General features: G+C 36.9%; 23 protein-coding genes and 1 pseudogene. 17 read left to right on the top strand and 7 right to left on the bottom strand.

The genetic code is table 11. The features are described from left to right. The coding region (locus Q0252_RS11255) for an alpha-amylase family glycosyl hydrolase (protein WP_297986348.1) at positions 1 to 1,520 on the top strand (1,520 nt) is incomplete at its 5' end. A 48-nt stretch (positions 1,521 to 1,568) separates the two neighbouring features. Here Q0252_RS11255 and Q0252_RS11260 read toward each other — a convergent pair. Then, entirely contained in the window at positions 1,569 to 2,246 is a 678-nt protein-coding gene (locus Q0252_RS11260; RefSeq protein WP_297986351.1) for a DUF2461 domain-containing protein, read from the bottom strand. 128 nt (positions 2,247 to 2,374) lie between these two features. On the opposite strand from Q0252_RS11260, the gene Q0252_RS11265 reads away from it, so the two are divergent. The 7 genes from Q0252_RS11265 to Q0252_RS11295 all read left to right on the top strand — a co-directional run bounded on the left by Q0252_RS11265 (position 2,375) and on the right by Q0252_RS11295 (position 9,410). Continuing rightward, on the top strand, positions 2,375 to 4,078 hold the full coding sequence (locus Q0252_RS11265; protein WP_297986353.1) for a DEAD/DEAH box helicase: 1,704 nt from the start codon (positions 2,375 to 2,377) through the stop codon (positions 4,076 to 4,078). 161 nt (positions 4,079 to 4,239) lie between these two features. Further along, a complete protein-coding gene (locus tag Q0252_RS11270; RefSeq protein WP_297986354.1) occupies positions 4,240 to 4,878 on the top strand; it encodes a DUF47 domain-containing protein in 639 nt (212 codons plus the stop codon). Between the two features lie 25 nt (positions 4,879 to 4,903). Next, a complete protein-coding gene (locus tag Q0252_RS11275) occupies positions 4,904 to 6,046 on the top strand; it encodes an inorganic phosphate transporter (protein ID WP_297986357.1) in 1,143 nt (380 codons plus the stop codon). Positions 6,047 to 6,149: 103 nt separating this feature from the next. Further along, positions 6,150 to 7,121, top strand: coding sequence for a polyprenyl synthetase family protein (locus tag Q0252_RS11280; RefSeq protein ID WP_297986359.1), 972 nt, complete (start codon positions 6,150 to 6,152; stop codon positions 7,119 to 7,121). Further along, complete coding sequence (locus Q0252_RS11285; RefSeq protein ID WP_297986366.1) at positions 7,122 to 8,087, top strand: GSCFA domain-containing protein; 966 nt, start codon at positions 7,122 to 7,124, stop codon at positions 8,085 to 8,087. It abuts the gene before it with no gap. Further along, on the top strand, positions 8,074 to 8,409 hold the full coding sequence (locus Q0252_RS11290; protein ID WP_297986368.1) for a GNAT family N-acetyltransferase: 336 nt from the start codon (positions 8,074 to 8,076) through the stop codon (positions 8,407 to 8,409). The genes Q0252_RS11285 and Q0252_RS11290 overlap by 14 nt, the downstream gene beginning before the upstream one ends. A 236-nt stretch (positions 8,410 to 8,645) precedes the next feature. Then, a complete protein-coding gene (locus Q0252_RS11295; protein WP_297986370.1) occupies positions 8,646 to 9,410 on the top strand; it encodes a TatD family hydrolase in 765 nt (254 codons plus the stop codon). Between the two features lie 26 nt (positions 9,411 to 9,436). Here the strand turns inward: Q0252_RS11295 and Q0252_RS11300 are convergent, their stop codons facing one another. From Q0252_RS11300 to hpt, 6 genes and pseudogenes are all read right to left on the bottom strand, one after another. Then, a complete protein-coding gene (locus tag Q0252_RS11300) occupies positions 9,437 to 10,687 on the bottom strand; it encodes a DEAD/DEAH box helicase (protein ID WP_297986393.1) in 1,251 nt (416 codons plus the stop codon). A gap of 150 nt (positions 10,688 to 10,837) precedes the next feature. After that, positions 10,838 to 11,323 (bottom strand): DUF6438 domain-containing protein, encoded by a 486-nt coding sequence (locus tag Q0252_RS11305; RefSeq protein ID WP_297986371.1) that lies wholly within the window; start codon positions 11,321 to 11,323, stop codon positions 10,838 to 10,840. Between the two features lie 94 nt (positions 11,324 to 11,417). Next, a complete protein-coding gene (gene obgE / locus Q0252_RS11310) occupies positions 11,418 to 12,401 on the bottom strand; it encodes a GTPase ObgE (RefSeq protein WP_297986372.1) in 984 nt (327 codons plus the stop codon). 84 nt (positions 12,402 to 12,485) lie between these two features. Continuing rightward, the gene (locus Q0252_RS11315; protein WP_297986373.1) at positions 12,486 to 13,064 is read right to left on the bottom strand and encodes an adenylate kinase; all 579 of its coding nucleotides are present in this window, start codon (positions 13,062 to 13,064) and stop codon (positions 12,486 to 12,488) included. Positions 13,065 to 13,131: 67 nt separating this feature from the next. Next, positions 13,132 to 13,434, bottom strand: a pseudogene (locus Q0252_RS11320) (four helix bundle protein); the annotation flags it as partial. 128 nt (positions 13,435 to 13,562) lie between these two features. Beyond that, positions 13,563 to 14,117 (bottom strand): hypoxanthine phosphoribosyltransferase, encoded by a 555-nt coding sequence (gene hpt, locus Q0252_RS11325; protein WP_297986374.1) that lies wholly within the window; start codon positions 14,115 to 14,117, stop codon positions 13,563 to 13,565. A 370-nt stretch (positions 14,118 to 14,487) separates the two neighbouring features. On the opposite strand from hpt, the gene Q0252_RS11330 reads away from it, so the two are divergent. From Q0252_RS11330 to Q0252_RS11370, 9 genes are all read left to right on the top strand, one after another. Next, on the top strand, positions 14,488 to 15,774 hold the full coding sequence (locus Q0252_RS11330) for an adenylosuccinate synthase (RefSeq protein ID WP_297986375.1): 1,287 nt from the start codon (positions 14,488 to 14,490) through the stop codon (positions 15,772 to 15,774). A 354-nt stretch (positions 15,775 to 16,128) separates the two neighbouring features. Continuing rightward, the gene (locus Q0252_RS11335; protein ID WP_297986376.1) at positions 16,129 to 16,950 is read left to right on the top strand and encodes an energy transducer TonB; all 822 of its coding nucleotides are present in this window, start codon (positions 16,129 to 16,131) and stop codon (positions 16,948 to 16,950) included. 169 nt (positions 16,951 to 17,119) lie between these two features. Further along, on the top strand, positions 17,120 to 17,917 hold the full coding sequence (locus Q0252_RS11340) for a ParA family protein (RefSeq protein WP_297986378.1): 798 nt from the start codon (positions 17,120 to 17,122) through the stop codon (positions 17,915 to 17,917). Further along, positions 17,907 to 18,794 carry a ParB/RepB/Spo0J family partition protein gene (locus Q0252_RS11345; protein WP_297986380.1) on the top strand — a complete coding sequence of 296 codons (888 nt, stop codon included), beginning with the start codon at positions 17,907 to 17,909 and terminating at the stop codon, positions 18,792 to 18,794. The genes Q0252_RS11340 and Q0252_RS11345 overlap by 11 nt, the downstream gene beginning before the upstream one ends. Next, positions 18,795 to 19,421, top strand: a complete 627-nt coding sequence (locus Q0252_RS11350) for a DUF5683 domain-containing protein (protein ID WP_297986383.1) — start codon at positions 18,795 to 18,797, stop codon at positions 19,419 to 19,421. It begins immediately after the preceding gene. A gap of 38 nt (positions 19,422 to 19,459) precedes the next feature. Then, the gene (gene dapB, locus Q0252_RS11355) at positions 19,460 to 20,161 is read left to right on the top strand and encodes a 4-hydroxy-tetrahydrodipicolinate reductase (protein ID WP_297986386.1); all 702 of its coding nucleotides are present in this window, start codon (positions 19,460 to 19,462) and stop codon (positions 20,159 to 20,161) included. A gap of 64 nt (positions 20,162 to 20,225) precedes the next feature. Further along, complete coding sequence (gene lepB / locus Q0252_RS11360) at positions 20,226 to 21,896, top strand: signal peptidase I (RefSeq protein WP_297986387.1); 1,671 nt, start codon at positions 20,226 to 20,228, stop codon at positions 21,894 to 21,896. 3 nt (positions 21,897 to 21,899) lie between these two features. Continuing rightward, a complete protein-coding gene (locus tag Q0252_RS11365) occupies positions 21,900 to 22,508 on the top strand; it encodes a WbqC family protein (protein WP_297986389.1) in 609 nt (202 codons plus the stop codon). 5 nt (positions 22,509 to 22,513) lie between these two features. Continuing rightward, positions 22,514 to 23,670, top strand: a 1,157-nt coding sequence (locus tag Q0252_RS11370) for a S8 family serine peptidase (RefSeq protein ID WP_297986391.1), incomplete at its 3' end; no start/stop codon positions are given.

The following is a 23,670-nucleotide window of genomic DNA, read 5'->3' on the forward strand; positions in this document are numbered from 1 at the left end:
TTTTATTGACAGACCGTTTTAAAAACGGCGACACTTCTAACGATGTTAATTTCGGAAGAACAGAAAAAGCTGCGGTACTTCGTGGTTTTGAAGGAGGAGATTTGCGTGGTGTGATTCAGAAAATTGATGACGGCTATTTTACAGATTTGGGAGTGAATGCAATTTGGATGACGCCACTTGTTGAGCAAATTCATGGTGCTACCAACGAAGGAACAGGAAATACCTATGGTTTCCACGGATATTGGGCAAAAGACTGGACAGAACTCGACCCGAATTTCGGAACAAAAGCTGAACTGAAAGAACTTGTGGAAAAAGCTCACAAAAAAGGAATTCGTGTGGTTTTGGATGCAGTAATTAATCACACCGGTCCGGTTACCGCGCAAGATGCAGTTTATCCGAATTCGTGGGTGAGAACTTCGCCGCAATGTAAATATTCCAACTACGAAAGCATGACTGCTTGTACTTTGGTAGCGAATCTTCCCGATATTGTAACCGAATCCAATGCTCCGGCTGAATTGCCTCAAATGCTTGTTGATAAATGGAAAAAAGAAGGGAAGTATGAAGAAGAAATGAAATCTTTGGACGAATTTTTTGCAAGAACTGGCTATCCAAGAGCGCCAAAATATTACATCATGAAATGGCTCGCTGATTATGTCCAAGAATATGGAATTGATGGATATCGCGTTGATACCGTTAAGCATACCAATGAAGATGTGTGGAAAGATTTCCAAAAAGTTTGTCAGCAGGCTTTCGATATTTACAAAAGAGAAAATCCTGGAAAAGTGTTGGATAATAATCCGTTCTTTACCGTTGGAGAAGTGTATGGTTATGGAATTTCCCAGAAACAGAATTATGATTTCGGAGATAAAAAAGTCAATTATTACCAAAATGGTTTCAAAAGCTTAATTAATTTTGATTTTAAAGGGGACGCGAATAAATCTTATGAAGAAATCTTTAGCAATTATTCAAAACTTTTGCATTCCGATTTGAATGGAAAAACGGTGATGAATTATTCCGCTTCCCATGATGACGGTTGGCCTTATGATAAAGAGCGCAAAAAATCTTATGAAAATGCTACAAAATTATTGTTGACTCCCGGAATTTCACAAATTTATTACGGTGATGAAAGCGCACGTTCATTAATTATTGCCGGAACAGAAGGAGATGCAACGTTAAGAAGCAATATGAACTGGAATGATATTGCCAACAAACCTGAAACCCAGAAACTTTTACAATACTGGCAAAAATTAGGAAAATTCAGAGCAAATCATCCTGCAGTTGGAGCCGGTGTTCATGTGATGATTTCACAGAGTCCATATTGGTTTTCCCGAACGTATAATAATGATAAAGTGGTGATAGGTTTAGATTTACCAAGCGGAACAAAATCTGTAAATGTTGACGGAATTTTTAATGAAGGCGATAAAATCCGTGATGCTTATTCAGGTGCAACAATGCCTGTAATTAAGGGGCAAGTTTCTTTGACGAATAATAATTCAGTCGTTCTTTTGGAGAAGTATTAAGAAGAGCAAATAATAGAAAAGCCACGAAATTTTCGTGGCTTTTTTGTTTTATTCAACACTGTTGAGGAAATCAACAAACTTTTGCATCTTTTTAAAAGTATTGGTGAAACTTTTCACTGCATCTTTTTGAAACAGGTCTTCATCTTTCAAATTTACGGAAACAACCAAATGCTTCATTTTCAGATATTCCGCCATTGGGTCATCTTTTTCAAAGCCTTGCGGAACGCGCGACAATTTTTCTTCGATGAAATTAAATTTCTTAAAATCTTTCTGGTTGACAATTGAATTAAATTCCTCCGGATTTTCAGAAATTTCCTGACGGATTTTTTTGAGTCTTTTCGGGTCGCACATATAAACTCCGGCTGCCAAAAAAGCTTTTCCGGGTTCGATGTGAAGGTAGTAATCAGCACTTCCGTCTTTCTTTCCAATTCCGTTAATCGAAGCTCCAAAATTGAGTTTGTACGGAGATTTATCCAAAGAAAATCGGGTGTCTCGATAAATTCTGAACAGCGTTTTCTTCGGGTCGAGTTTTGCTAAATTTTCATCGAATTTTGACATTTCGTCCAGAAGTTCAGTCACGAATTCCAGAACATTTTGTTGCGCTTCGGTGTAAAGATTTTTATTTTCGCTAAACCATTCTCGGTTATTGTTCTTTACTAATTTTTTCAGGAAACCTAAGGTTTCTTTTTTGATTGTTGCAGCCATTTTTGGAATTGGTTTTATCATCAAATTTAATTAAAAACTGTCCTAAAATTGTGATTTTCTAATCTTTAACAAAAATTTAATAAACACCCCGAAAAATTATCAAAAATAAAAAGCGTATCTTTGCAGCCGAATTATAGACGATCATTTACATGAATTTATTTACGGAGACCAACTTAAGTCCTGAAATCTTGAAGGCAGTTGGCGATTTGGGCTTTGTGAGCCCTACAGAAATCCAAAAACAGACTATTCCTTTTATCTCTTCAGATATTCGCGATCTCATCGCACTTGCGCAGACAGGAACAGGCAAAACAGCAGCATTTTCGCTTCCGATTTTGGATATGATTGACGACGGGAGTCGCAAAATCCAACTTTTGGTGCTGTGTCCTACAAGAGAACTTTGTTTGCAAATTACCAAAGACATTAAAAATTATTCGAAATACCTTACCAACATCAAAACTACTGCAGTTTATGGTGGGAGCAGTATTATGGACCAAATTCGCTCTCTTCGCGACAAACCGCAAATCATTGTGGGAACTCCTGGACGTGTGATTGACCTTATCAACAGAAAAGCACTTGATTTTTCTGAAATCAGCTGGTTGGTTTTGGATGAAGCTGACGAAATGCTATCTATGGGTTTTAAAGATGATTTGGAAACTATTTTGAGAGAAACTCCAGAAACGAAACAGACTTTTTTATTCTCTGCAACGATGAACAAAGAGGTGGAAAGAATTTCGAAAAATTATTTAACTAATCCGCACAGAATTTCAGTTGGTTCCATCAACGAAGTGAAGAAAAATATCAAACACGAATATTACGTGGTTGGTTACCGTCACAAGAAAGAAGCGTTGAAAAGATTGATTGATGCAAATCCAAATCAGTATTCCATTATTTTCTGTAGAACAAGAATGGAAACGCAGGAAGTTGCAGATTTCCTGATGCAGAACGGTTACGCAGCAGACGCACTTCACGGAGATTTGTCTCAGGCACAGCGTGATACGGTAATGAAGAAATTCAGACTGAAAAACATTGATATTTTGGTAGCAACGGATGTTGCTGCGAGAGGTTTGGACGTGAATTCTTTAACACACGTAATCCATTATTCACTTCCGGATGATCCTGAAGTTTTCGTCCACAGAAGCGGAAGAACAGGTAGAGCAGGGAAAGATGGAATTTCAATGGCATTGATTAAACCTGAAGAATCAAGAAAATTAAAGCAGATTAAATCTTCTACTAAAATTGATATTCAGGAAAAGAAAATTCCTACAGGTGATGCGATTATAAAAGCTCAAGTTGGAGGTGTTTTTGAAAAATTATTTACAGAACATGAAGATTTCTTTGAGTTTGACGATAAACTGATTCCGGATCTTTCCGAATTTTCCAAAGAGGAACTTGCTCACAAATTGCTTCAGTTGCAGTTGAGAGATTTGGCGATGTATTACAAAGACAAAAACGACTTGGCTGAGCAAAAATTTGGTTCGGACGACGGAAAAGATAGCAGAAGAGACAGAAGCCGACGAGAGCGTGACGGACGTGAGAGAGACGGTAGAAGAGGAGACAGAGATGGTAGAGACAACAGAGAGGGAGGTCGCGACAGAAAGCGCAGAAATAATGGAGATATGGTACGTTTCTTCTTCAACCTTGGAAAAAAAGACCATCTTAAAAAAGTAGATATGTTGGATATCATCAACAAAGCCACTTCAAAATCCAAGAAGAAAGCAGACATCGGAGAGATCGAAATTTTGGAGAAATTCTCGTTCTTTGAGGTTGAAAAATCATACAAAGATGAAATCCTGCGCGGAATGCAAACTTTGAAATTTAAAGGAAAAGAAATGCGTGCGGAAGTAGCAAACTAAAATTTGCTGAATAGCATTAAACGTAATATGGGACGGCTTTTAAGCCGTCTTTTTTTGTTGATAAGTATTTTGGTAATGTTAATAAAACTTAACATTGTAATTATTTAAAGTGAAAGCTTTTTTCTGAAATTTGCAAAACTTTAATTATTAAATGAAACAACATGGGAATTGGTAATATCTTTAAAGCCTTCCAGCCGAAAGACAAAGTGTTTTTCGTTCTTTTCGAAAAAGTAGCAGAAACGCTTACAGCAATGTCCAAAGAACTCCACGAGGGATTAATGGATTTCGACATCAATGATGATACGCTTCTTACAAACATGAGTGATTATGAGCATAAGCTTGATGATTTAACGCACGAAATTTTCGTTCAGTTGGGCGAAAACTTCATTACTCCTTTCGACAGAGAAGATATCAATCTCTTGGCAAGTGAGCTGGATGATATTGCAGATTTTATGTATGCTTCAGCAAAGTATATTTACCTTTATAAAAGTCCGCTAGACCCGGCTTACACAGAATTTTCACTGCTGATTTACAAATCTTGTCAGGAAATTGAAAACGCTATTAAAGGTCTTAAAGAATTTAATGACCCTAAAGGTGTTAAAGAATCTTGCATCAAAATCAATTCTTACGAAAACTTGGCAGATGATGTTTTAAGCCAGGCTATTGTAAAACTTTTCGAAACCAATGATGCTATAAATATCATCAAAGTAAAATCTGTTCTTGAATATCTGGAAACAGTTACAGATAAAGCAGAAGACGTTGCCAATACAATGGAAAACATTGTTATTAAATACGCGTAAACCTCTGTTAATTAAAATTTAAAGAATGGATTTTCCTATACTTTTAATCGTTATTATCGTTTTGGCGTTAATCTTCGATTATATCAACGGATTTCATGATGCTGCAAACTCTATTGCGACCATTGTTTCCACTAAAGTTTTAACGCCTTTTCAGGCTGTTCTTTGGGCTGCAGTGTGGAACTTCGCTGCATTTTTCCTTGCTGCTTATGTTATTGGCGAATTTAAAATTGGTAATACCATTGCAAAATCGGTCAATGAAGACTTTATTAATCTCGAAGTCATTTTTGCTGGTCTTGTGGCTGCAATTGCCTGGAATCTACTCACCTGGTGGTTTGGGATTCCTTCATCTTCTTCTCATACATTGATTGGTGGATTTTTGGGAGCTGCATTAATGTACGCGTTGGTTTCTGATTATCATGCAGTTGCAATAGCTCAACCGGATTTATCTTTCTTTGATAAAGTGGGTGCGGCTTTCAAACAGCTTCTTAGCCAAAATGTGGTGAAGTATGAAAAAGTGATCCCAATTTTCCTGTTTATTTTCTTGGCGCCAATTATCGGTTCTATTATTTCAATCATCATCACTTTGATTATTGTTTTTATCGCAAGAAAATCAAACCCGAGAAAAGCAGACAACGTTTTCAAAAAACTACAGTTGGTTTCTTCGGCATTGTTCAGTTTAGGACACGGAACCAACGATGCTCAGAAAGTTATGGGTATTATTGGAGCTGCGGTAATTTTTTACCATGTGAATATGCTTCACGACCCAACTTATATCGCTTTGGACGGTAAACATCAGTTTTCCTACTTTGTAGAACATTATTGGTGGGTTCCTTTCGCTTCGTTCTTAATGATTGCTTTAGGTACGATGAGTGGTGGTTGGAAAATTGTAAAAACGATGGGAACAAGAATTACCAAAGTAACACCTTTGGAAGGAGTAAGTGCCGAAACTGCTGGTGCAATCACGCTTTTCCTAACAGAACATTTCGGAATTCCGGTTTCTACAACCCATACCATTACAGGTGCAATTATTGGTGTAGGATTAACGAAAAGAGTTTCCGCAGTAAGATGGGGAATTACAGTAAGCCTCCTTTGGGCCTGGATTTTAACCATCCCTATTTCAGCAATTGTTGCAGGAATTACTTACCTTATCGTAATGATGGTTAAATAATTTCCGAAAGAAAATATTTATGAAAACTTTGCCTTTTTTGGCAAAGTTTTTTGTTTTAAACCCCCATCAAAAATTGTATTTTTGCACTAAACAGAACTATTTTATGGATTTTTTAGACCAGTACCAGGAGATTGTCGCTGCGGCGATTGAAAAATATACCTTCAAAGAACAGCCTTCAGAACTTTATGAACCTATGAACTACATCATTAGTCATGGTGGAAAAAGATTGAGACCTATTATGGTTTTAATGGGATGTAAATTATTTGACGGCGATATCGAGAAAGCTTTGAAGCCTGCATTGGCGATAGAATTTTTCCATAATTTCACATTGATTCATGATGATATCATGGATGAAGCACCGCTTCGTAGAAACAAACCTACCATTCATACTTTACATGGCTTAAATGTGGGAATTCTATCCGGAGATGCTCTGTTGATTAAAGCGTATCAGTTCTTTGAGGATTTGGAATATGGTTTGTTTAAAGAATGCATTAAAGTATTCTCGAAAACAGGAGCTGTGCTTTGTGAAGGACAACAGCAGGATGTTAATTTCGAAACGCAGGAAAACGTTACTTACGACGATTATATCCAGATGATTACCAATAAAACAGGCGTTTTAAGTGCTGCTTCATTTAAAATTGGAGCAATGATTGCCGGAGCTTCCGATGAAAATTCAGAAAAGTTGTACAACTTCGGGAAACATATCGGAATTGCGTTCCAGATCATGGATGATTATTTGGACGTTTTTGGAGATATGGCCCAGTTCGGGAAAAGACAGGCCGGAGATATTTACGAAAACAAAAAAACCGTGCTTTATCTTTTGGCAATGGAGGCAGCGGATGAAGGCGAAAGAAAAGAATTGGAACACTGGTACTCTAAAAAGACCGATAATATCGATAAAGTTCACGGGGTAATTAAAATTTTCAGAAGAACGAAGATTGATGAAAAGGTGTTGCGTTTAATTCAAAAACACAACGAAATTGGACAGGATTATCTTAATTCAATCGATTTACCCGAAGAAAAGAAAAGACCGTTCCGCGAATTAGCCAACTACCTTTTAAGAAGAGAATCTTAAATGAAATTCCGCACCGAAGTTCATATTCCCGAATCCAAACAGAAAATCGAAATTGAAGACAAAATATTTTCAATCGGTTCCTGTTTTGCCACTGAAATGTCCGAACTTCTAGATAAAGGACAATTGCAGATTTTAAACAATCCTTTCGGAACGATTTTCAATCCGTATTCGATCAATAAGGCAATTAAAAAACTTCATGATTCCGAATTTTACACAGAAGAAGATTTAATTGCTTATGGCGAACAGGCGATTTCTTTGGACCACCACACAAGTTTCAATGCTAGATTTCCACATCAAACGCTGGAAAAAATTAATACTAAAATTGAAGAAGGAAATCTGTTTCTACAAACCACAAATTGGGTGATCATCACTTACGGAACCTCTTTTATTTATGAATTTCTACCGAAGAATAAACTGGTAGCGAACTGTCATAAAATTCCCGGAAAATTCTTTAAAAAAAGGCTTTTAACTCAAACTGAAATTGAGGAAAGTGTCAAAGAAACTATTTCAAATTTGAAAGACATCTGTCCTGAAAATTTGCAAATTTTGTTCACGGTTTCTCCGGTTCGTCACACCAAAGACGGAATGGTTGAAAACAATCTCAGTAAAGCCAAACTTATCTCCGCAATTCACGAAGTGATTCCGCAGTTCGACAACTGTTATTATCTTCCGGTGTATGAAATATTGATGGACGATTTGCGCGATTACCGTTTCTACAAAGACGACATGATTCATCCCAATTCACAGGCTGTGAATTATATTTTTGAGAAATTCGGGAACGCTTATTTCTCTGATGAAACAATGGATTTTATTGAAGAAAATTTTAAAATTGCACAGTCTTTACAACATAAAACTTCCGATGAAAGCAATCCAAAATATCAGGAATTTTTGGAAAATCTAAAGGGAAAGATTTTATTGCAACAAACCAAAGTGAAACACAAAATTTTTAGTGATGCTAACGGTTAGGAAAATTGATGAAAGAGATTTAGAATCTTTACGAAATATCAGCATTCAGACATTTAACGAAACTTTTTTTGAACTCAATTCCGAACAAGATATGCAACAATATATTTCGGAATCTTTGAATGAAGAAAGGCTTTTGTTCGAACTTCAAAACCTAGATTCTGAATTTTATTTTGCGGAAGAAGAAGGAAAGGTTTTAGGCTATTTGAAGTTGAATTTCAACACAGCACAAACCGAAAATTTCGATGAAAACCATTATGAAGTTGAAAGGATTTACGTTCTGAAAGAATTTTTAAGAATGAAAATTGGGCAGTTTCTGTTTTAAAAATCTTTAGAAATCGGTCAGGAGAAAAATCTTGAATTTGTTTGGCTAGGCGTTTGGGAAAAGAACGAAAGAGCCATTACCTTCTACGAAAAAAATGGATTTGAAACTGTCGGAAAACACGATTTCGTTTTGGGTGAAGATGTGCAAACCGACCTTATTATGAAAAGAAAAATTTAGAAAAATCACAATTCATAATTCACTATTACTCATCACTCATTACTCATTACTCATTAAAAATGATAGACACTCACACCCACTTATATTCCGAAGAATTCGACGAAGACCGCAAAGAAATGATTCAACGTGCTTTGGACAAAGGAATTTCCAAGTTTTACCTCCCGGCAATTGATTCCGAATATCATGAAAAAATGTTGGCCCTAGAGGCGGAATATCCGAACCAAATTTTTTCCATGATGGGATTGCATCCCACCTACGTTAAGCCAGAAACTTTTGCACAGGAACTTGCTTTGGTAGAAAAATACTTAAACCAAAGACCTTTTTGTGCGATTGGCGAAATCGGAATTGATTTGTATTGGGATAAAACAACTTTGGATATTCAGGTAAAAGCCTTTGAAAAACAAATAGATTGGGCAATTGAAAGAGATTTGCCGATTGTAATTCACACGCGTGAAAGTTTTGATGAAACTTTTGAAGTTCTGGAGCGCAAAAACCACCCGAAACTTCGCGGTATTTTCCACTGTTTCTCCGGAAATCTGGAACAGGCAAAACATGCGATTGATTTAGGCTTTGTTCTTGGAATTGGTGGAGTCGTGACGTTTAAAAACGGGAAAATAGACCAGTTTCTCCATGAAATTCCTTTAGATAAAATCGTTCTGGAAACCGATTCTCCTTATCTCGCTCCGGTTCCACACCGCGGAAAACGCAACGAAAGTTCTTACCTCAATTTGGTTGCAGGAAAACTCGTAGATATTTACGGCGTCAGTTTTCAGGAAATTAGCAGGATTACGGATGCGAATGCAAACAAGGTTTTTGAAAAATAAAAGTTGCATTTCTTGCAACTTTTTTATTATTTCTTCCTGAAAAAACCTTTATTCTTCGGCTTTTTAAAGCCAATATCTTTTTTCTGCTGAGGTTTAGGCTTCGGTGTAAAAGGTTTATTATTGCTGTCGCGTTTCTGTTCCACCAAATCATCGGTGTGAAACAGATGGTCTTTTATTACCGGAATTTTTTTGCCAATAAGTTTTTCGGTATTTTTTAAATTGATCAAATCCAAACCGTCCACAAAAGAAATAGAGCGACCTTCATTTCCGGCTCTTCCCGTTCTTCCAATACGGTGAACATAAGTTTCAGAAACGTCAGAAAGTTCGAAGTTAATAACATGTTTCAGTTCATCAATATCAATTCCACGCGCTGCAATGTCGGTTGCTACTAAAACTCTTGTTTTTCCTGATTTAAAATTACTTAAAGCATTTTGCCTTGCGTTTTGTGATTTATTTCCGTGAATGGCTTCTGCAGAGATTTTATCTTTCTGAAGTTTTCTGGCAATTTTATCGGCGCCGTGTTTTGTTCTCGCAAATACCAAAACCGATTCTGAAATATCGTTCTGAAGAATGTGCGTCAGCAAATTCAGTTTATCGTCTTTATCCACAAAATACACCGACTGATGAATTGTTTCCGCAGTGGAAGAAACCGGCGTCACCGAAACTTTCACAGGATTTGTCAGCATCGAATCTGCTAAATTTTTAATTTCGTTCGGAAAAGTAGCGGAGAAAAATAAAGTCTGTCTTTTCTGTGGAAGAAGCTTAACCACACGTTTTACATCGTGTACAAAACCCATGTCGAGCATTCTGTCGGCCTCATCTAAGACGAAAATCTGAAGGTTTTTAAGGGAAATAATTCCCTGAGAAATAAAATCGAGCAAACGTCCTGGAGTTGCCACCAAAATATCGACTCCTTTTCGCAATTTCGCTTCCTGCGCTCCCTGTTTTACGCCACCAAAAATCACCAAAGTTCTCAATGGCAAATGTCTTCCATAAGCATTAAAACTTTCTTCAATCTGAATCGCCAATTCACGCGTTGGCGTTAGAATTAAAGCTTTGATTTGATTGTTTTTGATGTTTTGCTGATGAAGATTTTGTAGAATTGGAATGGCAAAAGCAGCCGTTTTCCCGGTTCCCGTTTGGGCTGTTCCGAGCAAATCTTTCCCCTTCAAAATTTCAGGAATCGACTGTTGCTGAATGGGAGTTGGAGTTTCGTAACCTTCTTCCTGTAAAGCTTTGGAGATAGGTTCTAATAATTTTAGGTCTGTAAAATTCAAGATTTTAATTTTAAATGTCATTCATTTCAAAATTAAAAAGAGATTGTTGAATCTATTTACTCCTGCTGAATGACTGGTTTGTAATAAAAAATTTCCCTCATTCGGAAGGAAATTTGGTCGCGCAAAGATACGCTAAATATTTTTGGGGAATTATTTCACTTTCGTCCAAACCTGCGTTTTACGGAAGTCTTCCAAAAACTGGTAGATCTCGTCTAGTTTTTCTGTTCCGCCTTTTCCATAGTCTTCAATATACTTGGAAGTACCATCAGTATACGCAACTTTCAAATATGAAGTTGGTAGATCCGTAACATTTTTGTTTCCGTAATAACTGTTCAAAGACTTTAGGTTTGCGCTTTCTAAAAGTGAAATCAACTTGTCGTAATCTGCTTTTTTGATGGTTGCTGTAAAAGTCCCTTCGGGTTCTTTGTTGAAATCACCTTTTCCGCGTCCTTCTTCAAAAGTAAAATGCTGTGCTTCAATTACGGCCGTTCTGTCGGGATTAATTGTCATTTTAAAAATAGGGCAGAACCCGAAACAGGCTCCGGCTTCATATTCGATTTTAGCATATTTTGAATTATTTTGTGCGGTACAGTTCATTAATAAAACAAGAGCGAATAAACTTAATAGGTATTTCATAATGTAAATTTACGCTGAAACTTCAACAATTAAGCCATAAAAAAAGGATTTGAAAAAAAGTCAAACCCTTAATATTCTGTGTAAATTGTAATAATTATCCGTGAAGATGTTTCCAAATCACATCCTTCAATTCCGTTAAACCTTCTCCGGTAACGCCCGAAAAGAATAATGGCTGTTTGTTTTCCGGGAATTCTGCCGAGATTTCTTTTTTCAGTTCATCATCCAATAAATCTGCTTTTGAAACTGAAATAATAAAATCTTTATCCAACAGTTCTGGGTTGTATTCTTTCAATTCATTTTCCAAAATTTTGAATTCCTGATAATGGTCTTCAGAATCGGCAGGAATTAAAAAGAGTAGGATAGAATTACGTTCAATATGCCTTAGGAAACGATGTCCCAAACCTTTTCCTTCCGCAGCACCTTCAATAATTCCGGGAATGTCGGCCATTACAAAAGATTTGTAATTTCTGTAATTAACGATTCCAAGGTTCGGTGTTAAAGTCGTAAAAGCGTAGTTGGCAATTTTGGGTTTTGCTGCAGAAACCGCCGCCAAAAGTGTTGATTTTCCTGCATTCGGGAAACCAACTAAACCAACATCTGCCAAAACTTTCAGTTCGAAAACTACATAACCTTCTTCACCGGGAAGTCCTGGTTGTGCGTATCTCGGCGTTTGATTCGTAGAAGATTTAAAATGCTCGTTTCCAAGTCCGCCTTTTCCACCATGCATCAGAATGATTTCCTGTTTGTCTTCAAGAATTTCGCCCATAATTTCACCGTCTTCATTTTTGGCAATGGTTCCAATCGGAACATCGATGTAGATATCTTCACCGTCAGCTCCGGTTAACTGCGATTTTGCACCGTTTTGTCCGCGCTGTGCTTTGATGTGGCGAGTATAGCGAAGTGGAAGCAAAGTCCATTCATGAGCATTTCCTCGCATAATAACATGTCCGCCTCTTCCGCCGTCTCCACCATCGGGACCACCTTTCGGAATATATTTTTCACGACGTAGGTGCGCAGAACCAGCGCCTCCGTGTCCACTCGTACAGTGAATTTTTACGTAATCTACAAAGTTTGACATACAAACGATTTTTTGTCATTGCGAGGAGGAACGACGAAGCAATCCTTATTAACGGATTGCTTCACGATGTTCGCAATGACGATTTTATTTAATTTTCTCTACTTCTGCATAAAGTTTCTGCGAAATTTCATCAATTTCACCCACGCCGTTTACTTCAACATATTTTCCCTGTTGTTTGTATAGTTCAGCAACTTCAGCAGTTTTTGCGTAATATTCTTTAATTCTGTTGCGGATAATTTCTTCGTTGGAATCGTCTGTTCTGCCGGAAGTTTCTCCTCTTTTCAAAAGCCTTTGCACCAAAGTTTCATCTTCCACAACCAAAGAGAGACAAACTGAAATATCGTCGTTCAGTTCTTCTTTCACAATATTTTCTAAAGCCTCTGTTTGTGCAGCTGTTCTTGGGAAACCATCGAAGATAAATCCTGCAGCGTCGGTAGGTTTTCTCACTTCGTCAATCAGCATGTCAATAGTAACCTGATCCGGAACCAATTCTCCTTTGTCGATATAAGATTTTGCCAGTTTACCCAATTCCGTATCATTTTTCATGTTATAACGGAATAAATCTCCTGTAGAAATCTGCTTCAGGTTAAATTTTTCAATCAGGTTTTGTGCTTGTGTACCTTTTCCGCTTCCCGGAGGACCGAATAGAACGATGTTGATCATTTTTTTTGGTGCATTCAGCTTTCGGCTTTCGGCTTTCAGCTTTTGTCTGCAGTATTTATTATTAGACTTATTTTTTGTTTCCTTTCTCTTTATTTTTCTTATCAATATCTTCCTGAATCTTCAGAATGAGTTTTGATATTTTCATTTTTAATTCTTCCGATTTTGGTGAAATTTCTGCGTAATCTTGATCACTAATAAATCCTAAATCATGCGAAAGTAAAAGTGCATAATCTACTTCAAATGAACTTCCCGACGCAATAGTGAGCATTCTTTTAAAATCTTCATCACTTCCTCTTCCACAGCCTTCCACAATATTGAAGTTTACTGAAATAATTGCTCGTCTTAATTGAGATGTCATTCCAAAAATTTCTTCTCTCGGAAATCATTCGGAAATTTTATAGACTTCCAAAGCAAGATGATGCCCGAGTTTCCAAATTTCATATTTCTTATAATCCCTCATTTGCTGAATGCTGAAAGCCGATTGCCGAAAGCTTTACATTAATGATTGATTCTTCCCTCAGAAAGTTGATACAAATCCGGCAGATTTCTACCCAGTTCATCGTAATCCAAACCGTAGCCCAAAACAAATTTGTTAGGAATTTCTTTCGCCACATAATCAATGGTGAAATCTTTTTTGAAAACTTCAGGTTTCAATAATAATGAAGCCACTTTCAAAGATTTTGGACGCTGTGTATTTTTGAAATATTCGAAAAGACTTTCAATGGTGTTTCCGGTATCAACGATGTCTTCCATCAAAATAATGTGACGGCCCTCAACTTCCTTAGTTAAGTCCATTTTTTTGTAAACAATCCCTGTAGATTGGGTTCCCGCATAAGAACTCACCTGAAGAAATGCTACTTCACATTTCCCGGGATAATATTTCATAAAATCGGCAAAAAACATAAAAACACCATTCAGAACACCAATAAAAACGGGCGTTTCGTCTTGATAATCTTCATGAATTTTTAGGGCTAAATTTTTTACAATTTCCTGAATTTCATCGTGTTTCAGGTAAGGTACGAATTCTTTATCGTGAATTTTTACGGTATCCATATAACGCTTTCCAAAGTGCAAATTTACAAAAAATTAAAAGATATTTTGTAGTTAAGATTCCTCTAACAATTAACGCAAGTTCTCCGGTAAATACGCAAATGGCGTCGGAAGCTTCCTTCAAAGCAAAAAAGTGATTTGATAGTGATGCATTTCGCTACTTGGATTGTTTTGCTTATTGGAGCAACAGAATTAAAATGCTATAAATTCTTGCTGCGGAATTACTTTTGCCACCTATTTTTTATTTGTGAATGAACAGTGTTACCAAAAAATCGGATTAATTTTTTTGAAAATCTAAAATCTTTTTCCATAATTTTTGCCCAAAGATTTTATTAAAACTAAATTTGTACGAATCTAAAAAAAGTAAAAATTTATGTCAACTTACGTGGTTGTAGGTCTTCAGTATGGAGACGAGGGAAAGGGTAAAATTACCGATGTTCTTTCCGCAAAATCAGATTATGTAGTCCGTTTTCAGGGAGGCGATAACGCCGGACATACCGTGTATGTTGGAGATGAAAAATTCGTGCTGCACCTTCTTCCTTCGGGAGTTTTGCAGTGCAAAGGTAAATGTATTATTGCCAACGGTGTTGTTGTAAATCCAAAAGCTTTCATTAAAGAAGTTGAAGAAATTGAAAGCAGAGGAATGAAAACCGACCATATTTTTATTTCACGCAGAGCACACGTGATTATGCCATATCATATCATGCTCGATACGTACCGTGAAGAAGAAAAAGGCGGAACTGAAATCGGCACTACCAAAAAGGGAATCGGACCTTGTTATGAGGATAAAATCGCAAGAGTGGGAATACGTATGGTTGATCTTTTGAATCCTGAAATTCTTCGTGAGAAAATTGAAAAAAATCTTCGTGTTAAAAATGCACTTTTCGAGAAGTATTTCGAAAGAGAAACTTTGAGCGTTGATGATATTTATAATGAATTTGTAGAAATCGGTAAAAAACTTCAGGACAGAATTGTTGATACAGAAGTAGAGCTGAATGAAGCTATTCGTGACGGCAAAAATGTTTTGTTTGAAGGAGCACAGGCTTTGATGTTGGATATCGATTTCGGAACGTATCCTTTCGTGACATCTTCTTCACCTTCAACAGGTGGAGTTTGTGCAGGAGCCGGAGTTCCGCCGACATCACTCCAAAATTTAATTGGTGTTGCAAAAGCCTATACAACACGAGTAGGAAATGGTCCTTTCCCGACGGAACTGGATAATGATTTAGGCGAAGAAATCCGAAAAATTGGTCACGAATACGGAGCAACAACCGGAAGACCAAGAAGAACAGGTTGGTTAGATTTGGTTTCTCTGAAACATGCGACCATGATTAACGGAATCAATAATTTAGTGATTACGAAGTTGGATGTATTGTCCGGAATTTCTCCATTGAAAATCGCTACGAAATACAAAACTGAAGACGGAAAAATCATCGATTATTTCACTTCTTCTACAACAAAACTCTATAATTATGAACCAATTTATGAAGAATTGGAAGGTTGGACAGAAGATATTTCTCAGGCAAGAAGCTATGATGAACTTCCTGACAATGCTAAAAAGTATATCGAGTTCATCGAGAATTATTTAGGCATTAACGTTTACTTGGTTTCAGTTGGTCCGGAAAGAAGTCAGAATATTATCAGAAAAGAATTATTTTAAAATTTAAACGATAAAATTAGAACGCTGCAATTTTTTTGCGGCGTTTTTTATTTTTATTTTGCTAAGCGAAGCGCCTTTGCGTCTGTAATTTTTTTCTGTCTAAAAAATTTCCATTTGCGTTCTTTACGTTTAAACTTTAATTGAAATCACAACATCAATTTTCTTTAGAATAAACTATTCGCAAACTCTTCCTATGTGTAAAATAACGATTTTTAAACATTATTTTTAATTCTACATAAAATAAACAATTTTTTGGCAAGATTATTGAATTTGTTTTAAAGAATTCGCGATATTCATATAAAAGCTGATAATCATTTAATTATTTTAAGTTTAATCGATTTTAAGTATTAAGTGATGAAAAATTTACTCCAAAACAAAGAATTTCAACTGGACGAAATTCTTTTTGAAAACCGTAACAAAAGTTACGGTGCTTACGTTTTAAGAAACGAATCCGACAGGATTTTAACCAAAGCAATGTTTGTTGGGATTGCAGTTTTTGCTGCGATTGCAGTAACGCCTTTTATTGCAAATTCTTTTAAAACTGCGCCACCTCCAGTAGAAATCATTGGTGGTGAAGTAGAATTACAAGATATTCCTGACAATCCAGATAAACCGGTCGAAATCGTAAAACCTCCAATTGAAAAACCGGTAGAAACAGTAAAGTTGGAGATTCCAACGCCTAAGAAAGTGTTGACGAAAGAAGAAACACCTGCAACATCACTTTCAAAAACAGATGATGCAAAGATTGGAACAGAAAATATTAAAGGTGAAAAAGCCGAAGATACTTACAAACCAATTATACCAACTGGATCAGTAGAAGTTCCTTCGACAAAACCTGTTGAAAAACCACAGCCAGTTGATGATTCTCCAAAAATCGTGGTTGATGTTCAGGCAAATTTCAACGGAGGTATCAATTCTTTCAGAACAAAAATGATTGATAATTTTGATACTGGTATATTCGATGGAAGCGGAGATGTAATTTCAACAGTAGTAACATTTATTGTTGAAAAAGACGGCTCAATTTCAGGCGTGAAAGCCAATGGAAAAGACGCGGCATTCAACAAAGAAGCGGAAAGAACCATTAAATCCATCAAAGGAAAATGGACTCCTGCGAAAATTAAAGGAGAAGCGGTGAGAAGCTATTTTAAATTCCCCGTTTCGATGCAGTTCGAGTAATTAGAAAATATTTTAAAAATTCAAGCATAATTATCCACAATTTTCCAAAAATTGTGGATAATTTTTTTTCTCTATAATGCTTTAATTAACAATACTTTAACGCTTTGCTACTTATTCACAATGATGAAAATTATAATAAAATTGTATTTTTGGAAATTAAATATGAAATATGGGAAAAATCATTGGAGTTGCTAACCAAAAAGGGGGCGTTGGAAAAACTACTACAGCAGTAAATTTAGCTGCTGCATTGGGCGTTTTGGAAAAAAACGTTTTGTTAATTGACGCAGACCCTCAAGCAAATGCAACGTCCGGATTAGGCGTAGAAGAGGTGAATTTTTCCACCTATAATTTGTTGGAGCACAGCGCTGATGTTGCTAAAATTATTCAGAAAACAAGTTCTCCGAATGTGGATATTATTCCGTCTCATATTGATTTGGTTGCTGCTGAAATTGAATTGGTGGACCGTGAAAACAGAGAGTACATGATGAAACAGGCATTGAAATCTGTAAAAGATAACTACGACTATATTATTATCGACTGTGCACCAAGTTTAGGTTTAATTACGGTGAATGCTCTCACTGCGGCAGATTCTGTTATCATCCCAATTCAGTGCGAATATTTTGCATTGGAAGGTCTTGGAAAATTGTTGAATACCATTAAAAATGTTCAAAAAATTCACAATGCAGATTTGGATATCGAAGGACTTTTGCTCACAATGTACGACAGCCGTTTAAGATTGTCGAATCAGGTGGTGGAAGAAGTAAATTCCCACTTCCCTGAAATGGTCTTTGAAACTGTAATCAGCAGAAATGTGAGGTTGAGCGAAGCGCCGAGTTTTGGTGAAAGTATTTTAATGTACGATGCAGAAAGCAAGGGAGCGATTCAATACATTCAGTTAGCGGAAGAAGTTTTGCTGAAAAACGAAGTGAAGTCTAAAAAAACTAAAAAAGAAAAAGTTGAAAGATAAAAAACGTGCAATGGGTCGCGGTTTAGGTGCGATTTTAAGTTCGGAATCCAAGGTTTCCATCAACTCTGCAACAGACGAAGGTGCAGACAAGTTGGTAGGAAATATTGTTGAGGTTGCTATAGAACATATTTTTCCCAATGCTTCGCAGCCAAGAACTTATTTCGATGAAAAAGCCTTAAACGATTTGGCGCAATCCATCGAAAATTTAGGAATTATCCAGCCTATTACTTTAAGAAAAGAAGGTGACCGTTTCGAAATTATTTCCGGTGAAAGACGTTACAGAGCGTCTAAAATTGCAGGTTTAAAAACGATTCCTGCCTATATTCGTTTGGTGAACGACCAGGAGCTTTTGGAAATGGCTTTGGTGGAAAATATTCAGCGTGAAGATTTAGATTCTATCGAAATTGCGTTGACGTACCAAAGGCTTTTGGAAGAAATCGGGATGACGCAGGAAAATTTGAGTCAGCGTGTTGGAAAGGAGAGAAGTACCATTACCAACTCCATCCGTCTTTTAAAGTTGAGTCCGGATGTTCAGAACGCAATCCGCAGCGGAGAAATTTCTGCAGGACACGGACGTGCGATTTTAAGTTTGGATAGCGAAGAAAATCAACAGAAATTATTCAATAAAATTATTTCAGAAAGTTTAAATGTTCGTCAGTCCGAATTGGCAGCAAACACGCTTAAAAATCCTGCAAAATCAGAGCCTAAGGCAAAAGCGCAGCTTTCTAATACCTTAAAGAAAACTCAGAAAGCACTTTCTGATATTCTGGATGTAAAAGTGGAAATTAAAACCGCTCCGAACGGAAAGAAAGGAAAAATCGTTCTGGATTTCAAGAACGAAGAAGAGCTGGAAAACATCCTTTCGCACATCAGATAAATGAAAAATCTTCTTTCCATATTATTTTTGGCTTGTTCTGCGGTAATTTTTGCGCAGGTCAATCCGAACGATACCATTCGTGTTGAACATCATCCTACCGATTCAATTTCAACAAAAGCGAAAGATGAAGTTCAGGTTTTAGCCGATATCGATTCTTCGAATGCACCGGCTTCAAAACCAAAATTCAGCCCTACAAAAGCAGGTTTGTATTCTGCCGTTTTACCGGGACTTGGACAGTATTACAACAAAAAATACTGGAAAATTCCAATCGTTTGGGGAGGAATCGGAACCGGAGTTGGAATTACGTTGTGGAATGATAAACAGTATAAAAGGTACAGAAACGCTTATGTAGCACAACTTAACGGACTTCCTCACGAGTTTTCGGATATTCCGGGAATTACGAAAGAAGCTTTGGGAAGAACACAGGACAGAATGAAACGCCAGCGCGATTATGCAATTGCCGTTACAGGTTTGGTGTACGTTCTTAACATTGTGGATGCTGTTGTAGATGCGCATTTGTACGAAGGAAGACACGACCCGGATTTGGCTTTAAAACCTACAGTTCTTTATGATGAATTCGGGAAAACCAATACTAAAGCCGGTTTGAGCTTGTCTTACAATTTCTAACTAAGTTCGGAATTATCTTATTTTAAATCTAAATTTTTATGAAAATAGCAATTGTCGGTTACGGAAAGATGGGGAAAATCATCGACCAAATTGCAACAGAAAGAGGTCATGAAGTGGTGGCGAGACTCAACGAAACGCCAACTTCAGAAAATCTGAACGGAGCAGAAGTGGCCATCGAATTTTCTCAGCCGGAAGTGGCTTTCAACAATATTAAGAGCTGTCTTGATTTGAAAGTTCCCGTAGTTTGTGGAACCACAGGTTGGCTGGAACAAAAACCTGAAATCGAAAAAATTGCTGTTGAAAACGAAACAGGATTTATTTACGGTTCCAATTTCAGTTTGGGCGTGAATTTATTTTTTGCTTTGAATGAAAAACTGGCTTCATTGATGAAAGATTTTTCTGAATACAATGTTCAGCTGGAAGAAATTCATCACATCCATAAAAAAGATGCACCAAGCGGAACTGCGATTTCCGTTGCGGAAGGAATCATCAAAAACAATTCAAAATTTGATGCCTGGAAACTGGAAGAAACTAAAGATAATCAACTCGGAATTTTTGCCGTTCGTGAAGACGAAGTTCCGGGAACACACAGTGTTTTTTACAGAAGTGCTGTAGATGAAATTGAAATTAAACACACGGCTTTCAACCGAAACGGTTTTGCTTTGGGAGCAGTAATTGCAGCCGAATGGATTGTCGGAAAAAGCGGAAACTTTACCATGAACGACGTTTTGGGGCTTTAAACTGTAACAAATACTTCAAAAAATAAACTAATTGTAAAATGCTGAACGCAGCGGACAATATATTATGAACTACTTTTTAACCTATTCTGTTTACGTGCTGATTTTATCAGTATTAATGGGAATTTCAACGTGGAAGCTTTTCAAAAAAATGGGTTACAACCCACTTTTTGCTTTTATACCTTTCTATAATTACTACATTATTCTGAAAGAAACTGGGCATTCAAAATGGTGGGCTGCTTTGGCTTATCTTCCAATTGTTGGTCCGATTATGATGTCTGTTTTCCATTTATTTTTAATGAAAAAATTTGGAAAGTCTTTAATTCCACAACAGTTGCTGACGGTTTTCTTACCGTTTATTTATATGGCCATTGTGAATTACAATAAAGACACAGAAGTCGAAGACGAAAACGCACTTTATTTAACTGAAGAGGAAAAAAATTCGAAGAAAGGAGATTCTTTTTTGGGTTCGATTACTTTCGCGGTAGTTTTCGCAACAATTATTCACACATTTATTACACAGCCATTCGGAATTCCGACAGGTTCCATGGAAAGAACACTTTTAGTAGGAGATTTCCTTTTTGTAAACAAGTTGAATTATGGTTACAGAATGCCGATGAGACCTTTGGCGATTCCTTTTCTACAGGGAACAATTTTTGATAAAGGCGATGATGCAAATCCGAGAAACGACCCAAAATCTTATGTTGATGCTGTAAAATTGCCTTATTTAAGACTTCCGGGTTGGGAAAAACCTGAGAAAAACGACATCGTAGTTTTCAATTATCCTCAAGATTCTGTGCATACTGCAGTGGACAGAAAAGACCCTTATGTAAAACGTTGTGTGGCTGTTTCCGGCGATGTGGTTGAATTTAGAGCAGGAAAACTGTATATCAACGGAAAACCTGAACAAAGATTGGCAGATGCGGAAGTTCAGCACGCTTACAAAGTAATCACAGGTTCTCAGTTGGATGTTCCGGCGTTGTATAATACTTACGGATTTTTGCCGGTTGAAGAAGTTCAGACAGAGACCGGTTATCAGTATAATTTCCAAGGCTTAACAGATAAAACAGCGGCTGACCTCAAAGCGCATCCTCAAGTAATGTCGATTACTGAAGTTATTGAACCTCAAGGTGAAAGAGCAATCAGCTATTATCCTGACATGAAAAAATCCTACGAGGAGCAGAAGTTGGTTTTCTCTAAAAAAGTAAATGTTTCTTCGAGCATTTTCCCAATCAACAAAAACTGGAATCAGGATTGGTACGGACCTTTAAGAATTCCTAAAAAAGGAGATGTTTTAACTTTAACTCCTGATAATTTACCGGAATACAGAAGACTAATTGTTGATTTTGAACACAATACTTTCGAAGATAAAAACGGAAAATATTTCATCAACGGAAAAGAAGCAAAACAATACACCGTTCAGCAAAATTATTATATGATGATTGGTGATAACCGTGATGCTTCTTTGGACGCAAGATTTTTCGGTTACGTTCCTGAAGAAAATATCGTTGGAAAACCGATGTTTACTTGGTTAAGTGTTGAAGGTCTGTTTAAAGACCAAGGCTCAACTTATCAGGCAAATGGTAAAAAAATCCGTTGGGACAGAATGTTCAAGGCAGCCAACACAGGAGACCCGAATAAAACATCTTATTGGTGGCTTGCTTTGCTGATTTTGGTGCTCTTCTTCGGGTGGGATTATATCGCGAAATTTTTCAAAAAGAAAGAATCTGAAGAATAAGCCATGAGTAAACTTCTTCCTGTATTTTATCTCCCGCCGGTTTCGTGGTTTGCCGAGTTTTTGGATGAATCTGAAATCGTCTTTGAACAGTTTGAAAATTTTCCGAAGCAAACTTTCAGAAACAGAGCCAATATTTATGGCGCAAACGGAAGACTTTCGCTGATTATTCCTATCAACCATAACGGAAAAAGAGCGTTTAAGGATATTGAAATTTCAAATGCTGAAAACTGGAAAAACCTTCACTGGAAATCCATCAAAACGGCTTATCAAAGTTCTCCGTATTTCGAATTTTACGAGGATAAAATCAAGGCAATTTTTGATAGTGAAGAAACTTCTTTGCTGAAATTCAATTTAAATGCTTTAAAAATCATCCTTTCAATCCTCAAAACAGAAAAGGCATATTCTTTGAATAACGAATACATCAAAGAACCGGAACAGCAGAATTTCAGAGAGAAATTTTCTGCCAAAACAGAGTCGGAATACACGATGAACGAATATTATCAAACCTTCAGCGATAAGCTAGGATTCGAAAAAGATTTGTCTATCCTGGATTTGCTCTGTAACAAAGGACCGGAAAGTTTAACCTATATAAAAAGTATCAATACAAATTAATTAATATGAAAAAAATCTTCATTGCAGCTTCGTTTTTTTTAAGTGCAGGTTTTGCATTTGCGCAAACAACGACAACTGTAGACCCAATGCAGGACAAAGATTTGATGACTTGGTATCACAAAGATTTTGCTGCGGCAAATGTTTATGGAATTAATACCCAAAACGCATACAAATATTTAGAATCTAAAGGTTTAAAGCCAAAAACTGTAGTTGTTGGAGTTATCGACAGCGGTGTGGAAGTGGACCACCCGGGTTTGGTAAAAAATATGTGGAAAAACCCGAACGAAGTTCCAAATAACGGAAAAGATGATGACGGAAACGGATACATTGATGATGTGTACGGATGGAATTTTATTGGGGGAAAAGGCGGCGATGTTGATGTAGATAACCTTGAAGTAACAAGAGTTGTTAAAAAATACCAGCCAATTTTCGAAGGAACAAATTCAGCTAACAACAAAGCAAATCAGGCGAAAATGCCGGAAGAATTTGCGATGTACATGAAAGCAAAGGAAAACTTTACGAAGAAAAGCGCTGAAGCAAAACAAAACTACGAACTGTATAAAAAAATTCAGGGATTGGTTCCAACGATGGTTTCAATGCTGAACGGTAGAAATCTTACTGCAGAAACTTTAGCAACCATTAAGCCTACAACACAAGATCAGGCAATGGCTGCGCAAGTTTTAGCAAGTATTTCTCAGGATCCTGCAATTGCCGGAAAATCTTCGAAAGAAGTGGAGAAGTATATGAATAATCAAATGAAAGAAGCATTGGATTATTACGAACCACAAGCTACTAAGCAATACAATTTGGATTATGATCCAAGAGCTTCAATTGTGGGAGATAACTACGACGATTATACCCAGAAAAACTACGGAAACAACCATTACGAAGGTCCTGATGCAAAACACGGAACCCACGTTGCGGGAATCATCGCAGGTTATCCGCAAGGAAATGAAATCCAGTACGGAGTGGGTTACAAAACGGCAAAAATTATGACCGTTCGTGCAGTACCAGATGGTGATGAAAGAGATAAAGATGTTGCAAACGCAATTCGTTACGCAGTTGACAATGGTGCGAAAATCTTAAACATGAGTTTTGGGAAACCTGTTTCACCGGGGAAAAGTGTAGTTTGGGATGCGTTCAAATATGCACAGGAAAAAGG

The organism is uncultured Chryseobacterium sp., assembly GCF_936933875.1.
In the GTDB taxonomy this organism is placed as follows: Bacteria; Bacteroidota; Bacteroidia; order Flavobacteriales; family Weeksellaceae; genus CAKZIK01.